Annotated in this window: 11 protein-coding genes; 10 read left to right on the top strand and 1 reads right to left on the bottom strand. The window is 67.0% G+C overall.

The genetic code is table 11. The annotated features are described in order from the left end of the window. Positions 1-90: 90 nt before the first annotated feature. From urtB to B161_RS0114440, 6 genes are all read left to right on the top strand, one after another. Positions 91-1767, top strand: a complete 1677-nt coding sequence (gene urtB, locus B161_RS0114465; RefSeq protein WP_018634158.1) for an urea ABC transporter permease subunit UrtB — start codon at positions 91-93, stop codon at positions 1765-1767. Beyond that, positions 1764-2954 (top strand): urea ABC transporter permease subunit UrtC, encoded by a 1191-nt coding sequence (gene urtC / locus B161_RS18230; RefSeq protein WP_018634157.1) that lies wholly within the window; start codon positions 1764-1766, stop codon positions 2952-2954. Before urtB ends, urtC begins: the two co-directional genes overlap by 4 nt. Then, a complete protein-coding gene (urtD, locus tag B161_RS0114455; RefSeq protein ID WP_018634156.1) occupies positions 2951-3706 on the top strand; it encodes an urea ABC transporter ATP-binding protein UrtD in 756 nt (251 codons plus the stop codon). The genes urtC and urtD overlap by 4 nt, the downstream gene beginning before the upstream one ends. Positions 3707-3709: 3 nt before the next feature. Beyond that, positions 3710-4411, top strand: coding sequence for an urea ABC transporter ATP-binding subunit UrtE (gene urtE, locus B161_RS0114450; RefSeq protein ID WP_018634155.1), 702 nt, complete (start codon positions 3710-3712; stop codon positions 4409-4411). Positions 4412-4569: 158 nt separating this feature from the next. After that, positions 4570-6285, top strand: a complete 1716-nt coding sequence (locus tag B161_RS0114445) for an AMP-binding protein (protein WP_018634154.1) — start codon at positions 4570-4572, stop codon at positions 6283-6285. A 41-nt stretch (positions 6286-6326) separates the two neighbouring features. Further along, positions 6327-7730, top strand: a complete 1404-nt coding sequence (locus B161_RS0114440; RefSeq protein ID WP_018634153.1) for an aldehyde dehydrogenase family protein — start codon at positions 6327-6329, stop codon at positions 7728-7730. Between the two features lie 53 nt (positions 7731-7783). On the opposite strand, the gene qhpG is transcribed toward B161_RS0114440, so the two are convergent. After that, positions 7784-9049 carry a flavin-dependent monooxygenase QhpG gene (qhpG, locus tag B161_RS0114435; protein WP_051085779.1) on the bottom strand — a complete coding sequence of 422 codons (1266 nt, stop codon included), beginning with the start codon at positions 9047-9049 and terminating at the stop codon, positions 7784-7786. A gap of 201 nt (positions 9050-9250) precedes the next feature. On the opposite strand from qhpG, the gene peaA reads away from it, so the two are divergent. The 4 genes from peaA to peaD are packed head-to-tail and all read left to right on the top strand — an operon-like array spanning position 9251 to position 13660. Next, positions 9251-10804, top strand: a complete 1554-nt coding sequence (gene peaA, locus B161_RS0114430; protein WP_018634151.1) for a quinohemoprotein amine dehydrogenase subunit alpha — start codon at positions 9251-9253, stop codon at positions 10802-10804. 8 nt (positions 10805-10812) lie between these two features. Further along, entirely contained in the window at positions 10813-12246 is a 1434-nt protein-coding gene (peaB, locus tag B161_RS0114425) for a quinohemoprotein amine dehydrogenase maturation protein (protein WP_018634150.1), read from the top strand. Beyond that, positions 12243-12575 carry a quinohemoprotein amine dehydrogenase subunit gamma gene (qhpC, locus tag B161_RS0114420; RefSeq protein WP_018634149.1) on the top strand — a complete coding sequence of 111 codons (333 nt, stop codon included), beginning with the start codon at positions 12243-12245 and terminating at the stop codon, positions 12573-12575. The genes peaB and qhpC overlap by 4 nt, the downstream gene beginning before the upstream one ends. Continuing rightward, positions 12575-13660 (top strand): quinohemoprotein amine dehydrogenase subunit beta, encoded by a 1086-nt coding sequence (peaD, locus tag B161_RS0114415; RefSeq protein WP_018634148.1) that lies wholly within the window; start codon positions 12575-12577, stop codon positions 13658-13660. Before qhpC ends, peaD begins: the two co-directional genes overlap by 1 nt.

The following is a 13660-nucleotide window of genomic DNA, read 5'->3' as shown; positions in this document are numbered from 1 at the left end:
GCCCAAGGGCTCATGCGTCGGAGCGCGGCTTTTTCCTTCGGCCGCGCTCCGATCTCCTTCCGAACAACCCCCAGAGACGAGGAACGCCCTATGAGCGGCTCTGCGCGTTTTCTGAGAATCTGCGGCTTCGCGCGCTCCCTCCTCGTCTTTGCGGCATTTTTGCTTCTCTTCGCTTTCGCGTTTAGTTTGCGGACGGCGCAGGCTCAGGAGCCCGCCGAAGCGCCCTCCCCCGCGCCGCCGGGTCTGGCCGAGATCGTGGCGGGGATGCGGGACGCCGGACTCCCTCAATTGCGGGCCGCCGTGGCGGCTTTGTCGGCCTCGGGCGAGGCGGAGGCCCTGCCGGTTCTTCAGGCTCTGGCGGCGGGGACGCTGAATCAGAGCGCCTCCGGCGCGATGGCCGTCCGGCTCGGCCCGGACCGCTTCGTCGACGCCGTGACCGGCGCGCCTCTGGAGGCGGCTTCTCTGGGCGCGCTGAAGGCTCTGCGCATCAACAACGCCCTGCGCCGCGACATCGCCGCGGCTATCGGCGGACTCACCTTGCGCCATGAAGATCCCGCCGTGCGCCGGAGCGCCGCCGCGCAGATCTTCGCCAATCCCGATCCGGCCAATTCGCCCCTGCTGGAGGCGGCCCTCGCCGAGGAGCAGGATCCCCGCCTCCGCCTGCTCATGGAGCAGGCCCGCGCGGCGATCCTCTTGCGCGGAGGATCGGCCTCGGCGGAGGAGGTCGCGGCGGCGGTGGAGCTTCTCGCGGCGCGCGGCGACCGGGCTTCGCTGGGGCTGCTCAACGGAGCTTTGGCCTCGGCGCCCGAAGCGGCGCGTCCGGCTTTGCAGGAGGGGATCGAGCGGATTCAGCGTCGCCTCGCCTATTGGGGGATCGGCCAAAACATCTGGTCGGGGATTTCTCTCGGCTCGGTGCTGCTGCTGGCGGCCATAGGTCTGGCGATCACCTTCGGCGTGATGGGCGTGATCAACATGGCCCATGGCGAGATGGTCATGATCGGCGCTTACACCACCTTCGTCGTTCAGGATCTCATCCGGGCCCATAGTCCCGGCCTTTTCGATTATTCCCTCGCCATAGCGGTTCCGGCGGCCTTCCTCGTGACGGGGCTGGTGGGCGTGGCCGTCGAGCGGGGGATCATCCGCTGGCTTTACGGGCGGCCTCTGGAGACGCTGCTCGCGACCTGGGGCCTCTCGCTGATCATTCAGCAGGGCGTGCGGAGCATCTTCGGCGCGACCAATCAGAATGTGGGGAATCCTTCGTGGATGTCCGGCGCCTTCGAGCTGGGCGGCCTGACGATCACCTGGAACCGGCTCTGGATTTTAATCTTCGCTCTGGCGGTCTTCGCGCTGTTGCTGATGGTGCTGAACAAGACCTTCTTCGGACTCCAGATGCGCGCCGTGACGCAGAACCGCCGCATGGCCTCGGCCATGGGCGTGCGGACGCCTTGGGTGGACGCCCTGACCTTCGGCCTCGGCTCGGGCGTGGCGGGTCTGGCGGGCGTGGCGCTCTCGCAGATCGACAACGTCTCCCCCAATCTGGGCCAAGGCTACATCATCGACAGCTTCATGGTGGTGGTCTTCGGCGGAGTGGGGAATCTCTGGGGCGCGCTGGTCGGAGCCATGACGCTCGGAATCGCGAATAAATTCCTCGAACCCTATTGGGGCGCGGTGCTGGCGAAGATCGCCATCCTCGTCTTCATCATCCTCTTCATCCAATACAGACCGCGCGGGCTCTTCGCGCTCAAGGGAAGGGCGGCTGAGGCATGATCGCGGCTGGTCTTTATCACAGGCTCGGGAGTCGGGCGCTCTGGGTGGCGGGGATTCTGCTCGCCGTCGCGGTTCTGGCGCCGCTCTCGAATCTCGCGCTGCCGGAGGGGCATGCTCTGCGCCTGCCCAACCACATGATGCCGCTTCTGGGGAAATACCTGACCTACGCCACACTCGCTTTGGCGCTGGATCTGGTCTGGGGCTATTGCGGCATTCTTTCGCTCGGACATGCGGCCTTCTTCGCGCTGGGCGGCTACGCCATGGGCATGCATCTGATGCGTCAGATCGGGCCTTACGGCGTCTACGCCAATCCCGTTCTGCCGGATTTCATGGTCTTCCTCGGCTGGAAGGAGCTGCCTTGGTATTGGCTCGGCTTCGACCAGTTCTGGTTCGCGGCCCTGATGACCATGGTCGTTCCGGGGCTTCTGGCCTTCCTCTTCGGCTGGCTGGCCTTCAAGAGCCGCGTGACGGGGGTTTATCTCTCGATCATCACCCAAGCCATGACCTATGCGCTGATGCTGGCCTTCTTCCGCAACGACATGGGATTCGGCGGCAATAACGGCCTGACGGGCTTTCGCGAGATCCTCGGGCGCCCCATCGCCGCGCCCGAGACGCGGGCGGCGCTCTTCTCGGCTTCGGCGATCTTGCTGGCTCTGTGCTTTCTGCTCTGCTCGCTGATCGTGCGCTCCAAGCTCGGCAAGCTGATGATCGCCGTGCGCGACGCCGAAAGCCGCGCGCGCTTCCTCGGCTATCGGGCGGATCATGTGAAGCTCTTCGTCTTCACGCTCTCGGCGATGATGGCGGGTCTGGCGGGGGCTCTGCATACGCCGCAGGTGGGGATCATCAACCCCGGCGCCTTCGACCCCGGCGCCTCCATCGAGGTGGTGATCTGGGCCGCCGTCGGCGGACGCGGCACCCTGATCGGGCCGATCCTCGGGGCGGGGCTGGTGAGCGCGGGGAAATCCTGGTTCACGGCCAGCTTCCCGGAGATCTGGCTCTTTCTGCTCGGCGGGCTTTTCGTCTTCGTGACGCTGTTCATGCCCAAAGGGATCCTCGGCGTCCTCGCCTCGATCCGGGCGGGCTGGGCGGCCCGGCGCGCCTCGGCGCGCAAACAGGCGGGCGTCGATCCCGATCCTGAGCCTTCCGCCGCCGATCCCATCCCCGCCGCTCAGGAGGCCGCCCCATGAGCAAGGTTCTGCCGGAGGACTGCCTCCTCTATCTCGACGGCGTGACCGTCTCCTTCGACGGCTTCCGCGCGCTGAATTCTTTGTCTCTGGTGCTGAAGCGCGACGAGCTGCAAGCCATCATCGGCCCGAACGGCGCGGGCAAGACCACCATGATGGACATCGTGACCGGCAAGACCCGCCCCGATTCCGGCGAGGTCTATTTCGAGGGCGGAATCGATCTGACCCGCAAGAGCGAAACCGAAATCGCCAATCTCGGGATCGGCCGGAAGTTCCAGAAGCCCACCGTCTTCGAGAGCCAGACCGTCTGGGATAATCTGGAATTGGCGCTGAAGAATCCGCGCGGCGTCTTCGCCTCATGGTTCTACCGCTCCAATCCCGCCGACGAGGCCCGCATCCGCGAGATCCTCGACCTCGTGCGGCTCGGGAGCCGCCGGAACGACCTCGCGGCGGATCTCTCGCATGGCCAGAAACAATGGCTGGAGATCGGCATGCTGCTGGCTCAGGCGCCCCGGCTTCTGCTCGTCGACGAGCCCGTGGCGGGCATGACCGACGCCGAAACCATCGAGACCTCGCGGCTGCTGAAGGAGATCGCGCAGGATCACTCCGTGCTGGTGGTCGAGCATGACATGAGCTTCGTGCGGGATCTCGATTGCCGCGTGACCTGCCTCGCGGAGGGCGCGGTTCTGGCTCAGGGCTCGCTGGACCATGTGAGCGCCGACCCCCTCGTCATCGAACGCTATTTGGGACGCTGAATCATGACGGCCCTGACCCTCGATTCCGTGAATCTGCATTACGGCGCCGCTCAGGCGCTGAGGAACGTCTCCGTGACGGCGCGTCCGGCGGCGATCACCTCGGTTCTGGGCCGCAACGGGGTGGGCAAATCCTCGCTGATGCGGGCGGTGGTCGGGTCGCATCGGATCTCCGAGGGCGCGATCCGCATCGGCGAGACGGAGTTGGGCAAATCCCCGCCTTACGCCCGGGCGCGTCTGGGTCTGGGCTATGTGCCTCAGGGCCGCGAGATCTTCCCGCTGCTGAGCGTGCGCGAGAATCTGCTGACCGGCTATGCGCCGCTGAAGCCGCAGGACCGCTCGATCCCCGAGACGATCTTCACGCTTTTTCCGGTGCTGAAATCCATGCTCAAGCGGCGCGGCGGAGATTTGTCGGGCGGCCAGCAGCAGCAGCTCGCCATAGGCCGGGCTCTGACCACGCGGCCCAAGGTTCTGCTCCTCGACGAGCCCACCGAGGGCATCCAGCCCTCGATCATCAAGGACATCGGCCGCGCGCTCCAGTTCCTGCGCGACGACATGGGCATGACCATTCTGCTCGTCGAGCAATATCTCGATTTCTGCCGCGAGATCTCGGATCATATCTACGTGATGGATCGCGGCGAGATCGTGCATGAAGGCCCCGCCTCCGATCTCGACGATCCGCAGGTGAAGCGCCATCTGATGGTCTGAGGGGCCCGCCTCTCCCCATCTCGCCGGCCGAACCGCGAAATTGGCCGGAAATATCACGACCTCCGGGGCGAACAGGCGCTATCCTGTCCGCTCACGCGCGCAGACGCCGGGAGAAACCCGGCGCGACCCCAAGCGCGACATCAGGGAGGATCCCATCCATGACGGAGCCGCGCGACGACGGCTTTCCGGCGCAGGGCCTGTCTTGGGTCCGGGGCGACCGGAGCAGGCCGCTTCTCGAAGTCACGATTCCGCAGCTTCTCGCCGGGCGCATCGCCGCGCAGCCGGAGGAGGAAGCCGCCGTCTTCTCCGCCGAGGGCCTCCGCTGGACTTGGGCCGAATTCGCCCGCCGCGTCGACGCCCTCGCGGCGGGATTCCTGCGGCTCGGGCTGGGCAAGGGCGACCGGCTCGGGATCTGGTCGCCCAATCGCTCGGAATGGCTGCTGACGCAATTCGCCACCGCGCGGATCGGCGTGATCCTCGTGACGATCAATCCGGCCTATCGGCTGAACGAGCTGGAATATTCGCTGAAGCTCACCGGCTGCAAGGCGCTGGTTCTGGCCGAGCGCTTTAAAAGCTCGGATTACCTCGCCATGCTTCAGGAACTCGCCCCGGAGCTTGCGCGGGGCGAGCCGGAGCTGAAGGCGGCGCGTCTGCCGGATCTGCGCTGCGCCATTCTCATGAGCGCCGATCCGCCGCCCGGCCTGCGCAGCTTCCGCGAGGTCGAGGCCATGGGCGAGGCCGCCGACCGCGCCGCGCTCGATAAGATCGGCGCGACCCTCGACCGCGACGACCCGATCAATATTCAATTCACCTCCGGCACGACCGGCCTGCCCAAAGGCGCGACGCTCACCCATCGCAACATCGTCAACAACGCGAACGCCGTCACCGCCGCGCTGAACCTCGGCCCGCGGGACCGGCTTTGCATTCCCGTGCCTTTCTATCATTGCTTCGGCATGGTGATGGGGACCATGGGCTGCGTGACGAAGGGCGCGGCGATGATCCTTCCGGGCGAAGGCTTCGATCCGCAGGCGACCCTCGCGGCGGCGGCCGCCGAGCGCGCCACGGGGCTTTACGGCGTGCCGACCATGTTCGTCGCCATGCTGGAGACGCCGGATTTCGACAGCCATGACCTCTCCAGCCTGCGCACGGGGATCATGGCGGGCGCCCCCTGCCCCATCGAGGTCATGCGGCGCGTCCAGACTCAGATGAACATGACCGAGGTCACCATCGCCTATGGCATGACCGAGACCAGCCCGGTCTCGTTCCAGTCCTCCGTCGGCACGCCGCTGGAGAAGCGCGTCTCCTCGGTGGGGCGGGTCCATCCGCATGTCGAGGTGAAGATCGTCGATCTGGACGACCGCGCGGTCCCGGTGGGCGAACAGGGCGAATTGCTCACGCGCGGCTATTCGGTCATGCAGGGCTATTGGGAGGATCCGGAGCAAACCGCCGCCGCCGTGGATTCCGAGGGCTGGATGCGCACCGGAGATCTCGGGCGCCTCGACGCCGAGGGCTATTGCAACATCACCGGGCGCGCGAAGGACATGATCTGCCGCGGCGGAGAAAACGTCTATCCGCGCGAGATCGAGGAGTTCCTCTTCACCCATCCGGCGGTCAGTCAGGCGCAGGTCTTCGGGATTCCGGACGCGCGGCTCGGCGAAATCGTCTGCGCCTGGATCGTGCCCAGATCCGGCGCCGCGCTGACCGAGGCCATGATCCGCGAGTTCTGCCGCGAGAAGATCGCGCATTACAAGGCGCCCGCCGTCGTGCGCATCCGCGCGGATCTGCCCGCGACGGTCACCGGCAAGCCGCAGAAATTCCTGATGCGCCGCGCCATGGTCGAGGAGCTCGGCCTTCAGGAGGCGAAAAGCGCCTGAAGCTTCAAAAAAACGCCCTAAAAACCATCCGGGAGGAAAACATGTCCGAATATCGGCTTCTCATCGACGGCGCTCTGGTCGCCGGAGACTCCACCATGGAGGTCGTGAATCCCGCGACCGAGGAGGTGCTCGCCCTCGCGCCGCGCGGCTCGGAGGCGCAGCTCGACGCCGCCGTGGCCGCCGCCAAAGCCGCCTTCCCGGCTTGGGCCGCCCGCGACATCTCCGAACGCCGGGCGCTGATCCTCGAATTCGCCGACCGCTTCGAGGCCCGCGCCGACGAATTCGCCAAGCTGCTCACCCAAGAGCAGGGCAAGCCGCTGCCCGAGGCGCAGATGGAGGTCGCTTATTCCTGCGTCTTCATCCGGCAGATGGCGGGCTATGATCTGCCGGTGAAGGTGATCGAGGACAGCGAAACGCGGCTGGTCCAGCAATTCCGGCGTCCGCTGGGCGTGGTCGGGGCGATCATTCCGTGGAATTTCCCGCTGCTGATCGTGGCCTTCAAGCTGCCTTTCGCGCTGCTGGCGGGGAATACGGTGGTGCTCAAGCCCGCCCCCACCACGCCCCTGACCACCCTGCGCCTCGGCGAGATCCTCGCGGATCTTCTGCCGCCGGGCGTGGTCAACATCGTCACGGATCTGAACGACCTCGGCGGGCGGCTCTCGGGACATCCGGATGTGGCGAAGATCAGCTTCACCGGCTCCAGCGCGACGGGCCGCAAGGTTATGGCCAGCGCGGCGGGCACCCTCAAGCGTCTGACGCTGGAGCTCGGCGGCAACGACGCGGCCATCGTGCTGCCGGGCGCCGATCCCGAGAAGATCGCGCCGGGCATCTTCGGCGGCGCCTTCTTCAACGCGGGCCAGACCTGTCTGGCGATCAAGCGCGTCTATGTGCATGATTCCATCTATGACGAGGTTTGCGCGCAGCTCGGCCGCCTCGCCGACGCGGCGGTGGTCGACGACGGGCTCCGGCAGGGCGCGACCATCGGGCCGCTTCAGAACCGCATGCAATATGAAAAGGTCAAGGGCTACCTCGATTCGGCGCGCGCCGACGGGCGCATCGTGGCGGGCGGCGAGGTCGAGGACAGGCCGGGCTATTTCATCCGCCCGACCATCGTCGCCGACGTCGAGGACGGCGACAAGATCGTGGATGAGGAGCAATTCGGCCCGATTCTGCCGATCATCCGCTTCAGCGACGTCGAACAGGCGCTGCACGCCGCCAACAGCCTTGATTTCGGCTTGGGCGGCTCGGTTTGGGGCGACGACCGCGCCTTGGCGCGCAGCGTGGCCGAACGCATGGAGAGCGGCACCGTCTGGATCAACAAGCACCTCGATTTCGGGCCGAACGTCCCCTTCGCGGGGGCCAAGCAATCCGGCATAGGCTCGGAATTCGCGGAGGAGGGCCTGCATGAATTCACCCAGATCCGCATTGTGAACGAAGCCCGCTGAAACCAGCCTGCGCAGCCGACAAAGACGCGCCATGGAGCCCATGGCGCGTTTTTTCACGCCGGACCGGCCTCCCGGGCGAAGATCTCGGGCAGACGCAAAGCCGCCGGACCCCAGCGCGCCGCCAGCTTCTGCGCGCTGTTCTCCGCCGCGAAGAGCCGCCAGGCCTCGACGGCGGGAATCTCGCCGAACCAGCCGATTCCGGCGGGCGTGCGGGGGGTGCGCAGAATCTCCGCCTCCTCGATCAGGCCGCCGCGCACCACGGGCCCCCGCGCGATCTGAAAGCCTTCGCAAGCCTCATGGGCGGGCTGGTCGTCGGGGAAGTCGCGGCGGGCGCGCCAGAAGGGCGCCTCCTGAAAGCGAGGCTCCATGCGGATGAAGTCGCGGCCGATGCGGGCGTTGCGCAGGGCGGTCTCATGGGCTCGCGCCATGAGGAAGTCCCGACAGAGCCGATCCGTCTCCGCCCCCGGACGCGCCGCCCGCGTGCGGCGCGCCGCCGCCGCCGCCAAAGCGCCGGAGACCGCCCAGAATTGGCCATGGCCCGACAGAGGATCCATCGCCGCGCAGGCGTCTCCCACGGCGAGAAAATCCAGATCCTCCACAGGTTCGGGCAGGATCGGCGCGGCCTCGCGGGCGAGGGGCGGTCCGATCAGACGGAAATCCCGCGCCTGAGGCTCGGCGGCGCGGAAGGCTTCGGCGAGGCGTTCGGCGAGAGCGCCCGGCGCGGCGGCCTCGCCGCAGAATTGCAGCCAAAGCCGCCCCTCGGGCAGAGCGACGCGCCAGAGCCAGCCCTGCCTCAGCGCCGCGACGCGCGTCCCCGGCGTCAGGCCCTCGGCCAAGGCCCATCCGCAAATCGCCAGAGTCGCGGGCGCCCGCAGATCCCGCGCGCCGCCCGCCTTGCGCCCCCGCGCGTCGAGGATCCGCGCCGCCGCGAGGCTCTCCCCGCCCTTCAGACGCAAGACCCCCGGCTCGGGCCGCCCCGCTCCACGGATCAGGCGCGCGCCCGCCTCTTGCGCTTTGGCGCGCAGATGGGCGTCGAAAGCGGCGCGCTCCACCACGAACTCCAGATTTTCCGAATTCGGGGACTCGCCCCAATCGACCGCGCGGCGCAAAGGCCCGATCAGACCCGAAAACCCCGCGAGCAGGCCCTGCGCCTCCAGCCAGAGCCGCAGGCGCGGACTCAGGCCCTCCAGCCGGGGCGGCGTCTTCTCCGGATCGACCAGCGCGACCCTCAGCCCCTCGCGCGCGGCGAGCCAAGCCGAAATCGCGCCCGCCGGGCCTCCGCCGAGCACGGCCAGATCAAAGGCTTCCTGTCGGGTCATGGCTCCTCCCTGCTCGACCCCCAGCAAGGCGCGCCTCCGCCCCCCGATCTTGACATTTTCGGCCAGAACCGACGCGCTGCGACGTTCAGCCGCGATTTTGGCCGTGAATGTCAAGAATTCCGGCGCGCTCTCGTCTTCCATGGCCTCAGCAAGGGCGGGCTCGCCAGAAAGCCGCCGGACAGCCAGGGAGGCCAATTCGTCATGACATCGCTTTCGCGTCTTCTCCTCGCGACGACCGCGGTCTTTCTCGGCGCGGGGGCCGCCCGGGCCGCCGACGGCGCGGAGGTTCTGGATTACGCCTGCGGCGCCTGCCACGCCCGCGAGGAGGGCGGATACGACCGCATCGACGCCGTGCGCAAGACGCCCGAAGCCTGGGACATGACCGTCCAGCGCATGGGACGCAATCACGGCGTCGCTCTGGAGCCCGAGGAGCGCGCCGCCGTGGTGCGCTATCTCGCCGACACGCGCGGCCTGAGCGTCGCCGAGACCGAGGATTGGCGCTATATCCTCGAACGCGAACCGGTGGCTCAGGATCTCGGCCCCAACGCGCGGATGAGCGAAACCTGCGGGCGCTGCCATTCCTACGCCCGCGTGGCGCTGCAAAGGCGCACGCCGGAGGATTGGAGGCATCTGGTGAATTTCCATCTCGGGCAATTCCCGACGCTGGAATATCAGGCCCTCGCCCGCGACCGCGATTGGTGGGGCATCGCGCAGAACGAGATCATGCCCTTCCTCGCCGAGACCTATCCTCTGGGCGAGGCTCCGCCCGCGGCGGATCTGGACCTCTCGGGCGAATGGCCTGTGGCGGGGCGTCAGCCGGGGCGCGGAGACTACGCCGGACTTCTCACCCTCACCGCGACGGAGAGCGGTTACGACGCCGCCCTGAGGCTCGATTTCGCCGATGGCGCCTCCGAGAGCTTCACCGGCTCGGGCGCGCTCTACGGCGCGGGCGAATGGCGGGCCAGCCTCGCCAGCCCCGAACGCGAGATCCGGCAAGTCTTCGCCCTCAAGGAGGGCGGCGTTCTGGAAGGCCGCTGGTTCGAGCTCGGCCGCGACGTGATCGGCGGACGCCTGACGGCGGCCCGCGCCGGAGAAGGCGCCGCGCCGCGCATCCTCGGGATTTCGCCCGGTCGTCTGCGGGCGGGCGAGACGGCGGAGGTCTTGATCACGGGCGTCGGGCTGACGGGCGAACTCAAGCTTCCCGAGGGCCTGACGGCGGAGATCCTCAGCGCCTCGGACCGCGAGGTGAAGTTGAAGCTCTCGACGCCTGAAGCGCTGGGGGCGGTCGCGCTGGCGCTCGGCGAGGCCGCCGCGCCGGAGCCCTTCGTGGTCTTTGGAAAGCTCGACCGGATCAGCATCTCGCCTGAGACGGCGATCAGCCGCGTCGGCGGCGGCGGCGGCCCGATCCCCAAGACTCCCGCGCAATTCGAGGCCTTCGGCTGGCTGAACGGCCCCGACGGCGAAGCCTCGACCGAGGACGACGTCTTCGTCGGGCGCTTCCCGGCGCAATGGCGCACCGAGAATTTCGACGCCGCCGCCGAAGCCATGCGCGACGCCGATTACGCCGGCTCCATTGATCAAAACGGGCTCTTCACGCCCGGCGTGGCGGGGCCCAATCCGGAAAGGCCGATGATGGCGAACAACATCGGCAATCTGAAGGTCGTCGCCGAGGTCGAGGACGCGGGCCGCAGCCTGCAAGCCGAGGCGCATCTTTACGCCACCGTCCAGCGTTTCGTCGACGCGCTCATTCGCTGAGGTCCGCCATGGGAGAACTCACCCTCATCCGGCATAACGCCCATCAGGTGGAGGTGGAGGGCCTGAGCATGCTCATGCATCCGCCCACCACCAGCCTCTTCGAGATGGACGCCGTCAGCCGCGACGTCTACGCCCTCTTTCGCCGCCATAAGACCGTCGGCAGCGGCCTGATGCAGGCGGAGCTCGGCGGGCGTCACGGCCCGCAGGAGCTGGCCGATTGCCTGCGCAGCTTCCTCGATCTCGACATCCTGCGCGACGCCGACGCCCCGGAGATCCCGCGCCCCATCGTCAAGGTGGAGGAGATCCCCCTCTCGACCATCGTGCTGAACGTCAACACCGGCTGCAATCTGGCCTGCACCTATTGCTATAAGGAGGATCTGACCACCCCCGCCAAGGGCGAGAAAATGGCCTTCGAGACGGCGCGGGCCTCCTTCGAGCTTCTGCTGAAGCAGGCCAAGGACCGCGACCGCGTGAACGTCGTCTTCTTCGGCGGCGAACCCCTCTCGAATTATCCGCTGATCCGGCAGATGGTCGAATACGCCGAGCCCCGCGCGGCGGAATTGGGCAAGATCGTCGATTTCTCGCTGACCACCAACGCCACCCTGCTCAATGCGCAGATGATCGACTGGCTGAACGCCCATCGCTTCGCCCTGACCGTCTCCATGGACGGCCCCAAGGCGCTGCATGACGTCAACCGGCGCACGGTGGGCGGCAAGGGCACTTATGATCTCGTGGCGCGCAATGTGAAGCTGCTGCTGGAGCGCTATAGGGCCCGCCCTGTGGGCGTGCGCGTGACGCTCACCCGCGGCGTCACGGACGTCATCGGCATTCACGACCACCTCAAGAACGATCTCGGCTTCGCCGAAGTCGGCTTCGGGCCCGCGACCTCCGGCCCGGTTTCGGTCTTCAATCTCGACGAGGCGGGGCTCAAGCAGGCTTTCGAGGATATGAAGACCCTCGGCCGCCGCTATGTCGAGGCCGCCTGCCGGGGCGAGAACATCGGCTTCTCGAACATGCACCAGCTTCTGACCGACATCGCCCAAGGCACGAAAAAAGCCGTGCCTTGCGGCGCGGGGCTCGGGATGCTGGCGGTGGATAAGAAGGGCGATCTGCATCTCTGCCATCGCTTCGTCGGCTCGGAGCAGCCCACTTACGGCAACGTCGAGACCGGAATCGAGATCCCCAAGCTCGCCGCCTTCATCGAGGGCGCGCAGGACCGCAGTCAATTCGGCTGCAAGACCTGCCGCATCCGGTCGATCTGCGCGGGGGGCTGCTATCACGAGTCCTACGCCCGTCAGGGCGATCCCTTCGCTCCGGTCTATCATTATTGCGACCTGATGCGGGATTGGGTCGATTTCGGCGTGGAATCCTACGTCCGGATCATGCGCTCCAATCCCGGCTTTTTCCGCAGCCATCTCGAACCGAGGAGAGCCAAGGCATGAAACATCTCGCCCCCGCCAACGCCAAGGCGAAAGCCTTCGTCGAAGCTCAGGACGAAGGCCGCGCCGAAGAAGTCGCGGCGATGAACACGCTGGTGGGCTGCACCACCTCCTTCGACCCCGGTTGGGAGATCGACGCCTTCGGCGCCCTCTCGAACCTCTGCCAGCCCATGGAGGCCGATCTCTACGGCTGCGCGGATCCCTGCTGGTGGCCCGCTCAGGTGGCCGACACCCTGAACAGCTATCCGGATTGGGGCGCCGACGCCCCCAATGTGATCGAGGACTGGCGCAAGCTGCAATCGGTCTTCCCCGACGCGAAAGGCCGCAGCTGATGAAGATCCGCCCGCTGAGCGCCCTTTTGGGCGTCGCGCTCGCGCTTCCGGCCCTGTCTTGGGCGGAGGCGCGGGACTACATCATCGCCCCCTCGCGCCCCGACAAGCTCGTGGTGGTGGACACCGAGGCCATGGCCGTCGACAAGGTGATCCGCATCGAGGATGCGGGCCCCACGCCCATGGTGCCCGTGCTCAGCCCCGACGCCAAAACCGTCTACGCCATCGTCAACCGCTCGGAGAGCGTGGTGAAGATCGATCTGGAGAGCGGCGAGACTCTCGCCCGGGTCGATTTCAGCACGCCCGAACGACGGGTCAAGGCGCTGTTCGGGATGGATATTTCTCCGGACGGCTCCACCTTGGCGATCTTCCAGACTCCCGTGAAGCTGGGAACGACCCATTACGAGGTCGAACCCACCTCCATCGCCTTCTACGACGCGGAGACTCTGGAGCTGAAGCGCGAAGCGCCCTCGCCGCGCCAGATCACGCTGATGATGTATTCCGCCGATGGTGAAAAGCTCTACGCCATCGGGCGCAACCTCCACATCTTCGACGCCCACACCGGAGAGATGATCGAGGAGCGCCCGATCCAAGGTTGGGAGAACGACAAGCGCACCCCGCCGGACGTCCTCGCGGTCTGGAGCCAATATGAAAGCTCCGGCGTGATGTCGATCCCCTTCTACTCCTTCCTGCTCGACAAGGAGCCCACCGACCCCGAAGCCGGACGCACGGGGCTGTTCACCCTCGACCGCGAGACGGGCGAATCCGTCATGCGGGACGTCGAGGCGATGGACGTGTTTTACTTCTCCACCGCGGTGAATCCGGCGAAAACCCGGGCTTACGGCGCCTATAACGTGCTGCAATCCTTCGACCTGACCACCGGAAAGCCGATCAAACGGGTGGCTCTGCCGCGCAGCTATTACTCGGTCAACGTCAGCTCCGACGGCAAGATCGTCTGGCTGAGCGGCGCCCTGAGCGACGTGGCCGCCTATGACGCCGAGACTCTGGAGCGGCTCGGACATGTGGATCTGCCCGAAGGCGCCTCGATCTCTCTGAATTCGGTGCGGCTTTTCTCGCGGCCGGATTGA

Source organism: Neomegalonema perideroedes DSM 15528 (genome assembly GCF_000374145.1).
GTDB lineage: Bacteria > Pseudomonadota > Alphaproteobacteria > Rhodobacterales > Rhodobacteraceae > Neomegalonema > Neomegalonema perideroedes.
This window is presented reverse-complemented; position numbering and strand designations above follow the sequence as displayed.

Bases quoted from the DNA above. Each gene is read 5' to 3' on its own strand.
- urtB (WP_018634158.1), top strand. From the start codon at position 91: ATGAGCGGCTCTGCGCGTTTTCTGAGAATCTGCGGCTTCGCGCGCTCC.
- urtC (WP_018634157.1), top strand. From the start codon at position 1,764: ATGATCGCGGCTGGTCTTTATCACAGGCTCGGGAGTCGGGCGCTCTGG.
- urtD (WP_018634156.1), top strand. From the start codon at position 2,951: ATGAGCAAGGTTCTGCCGGAGGACTGCCTCCTCTATCTCGACGGCGTG.
- urtE (WP_018634155.1), top strand. From the start codon at position 3,710: ATGACGGCCCTGACCCTCGATTCCGTGAATCTGCATTACGGCGCCGCT.
- B161_RS0114445 (WP_018634154.1), top strand. From the start codon at position 4,570: ATGACGGAGCCGCGCGACGACGGCTTTCCGGCGCAGGGCCTGTCTTGG.
- B161_RS0114440 (WP_018634153.1), top strand. From the start codon at position 6,327: ATGTCCGAATATCGGCTTCTCATCGACGGCGCTCTGGTCGCCGGAGAC.
- qhpG (WP_051085779.1), bottom strand. From the start codon at position 9,049: ATGACCCGACAGGAAGCCTTTGATCTGGCCGTGCTCGGCGGAGGCCCG.
- peaA (WP_018634151.1), top strand. From the start codon at position 9,251: ATGACATCGCTTTCGCGTCTTCTCCTCGCGACGACCGCGGTCTTTCTC.
- peaB (WP_018634150.1), top strand. From the start codon at position 10,813: ATGGGAGAACTCACCCTCATCCGGCATAACGCCCATCAGGTGGAGGTG.
- qhpC (WP_018634149.1), top strand. From the start codon at position 12,243: ATGAAACATCTCGCCCCCGCCAACGCCAAGGCGAAAGCCTTCGTCGAA.
- peaD (WP_018634148.1), top strand. From the start codon at position 12,575: ATGAAGATCCGCCCGCTGAGCGCCCTTTTGGGCGTCGCGCTCGCGCTT.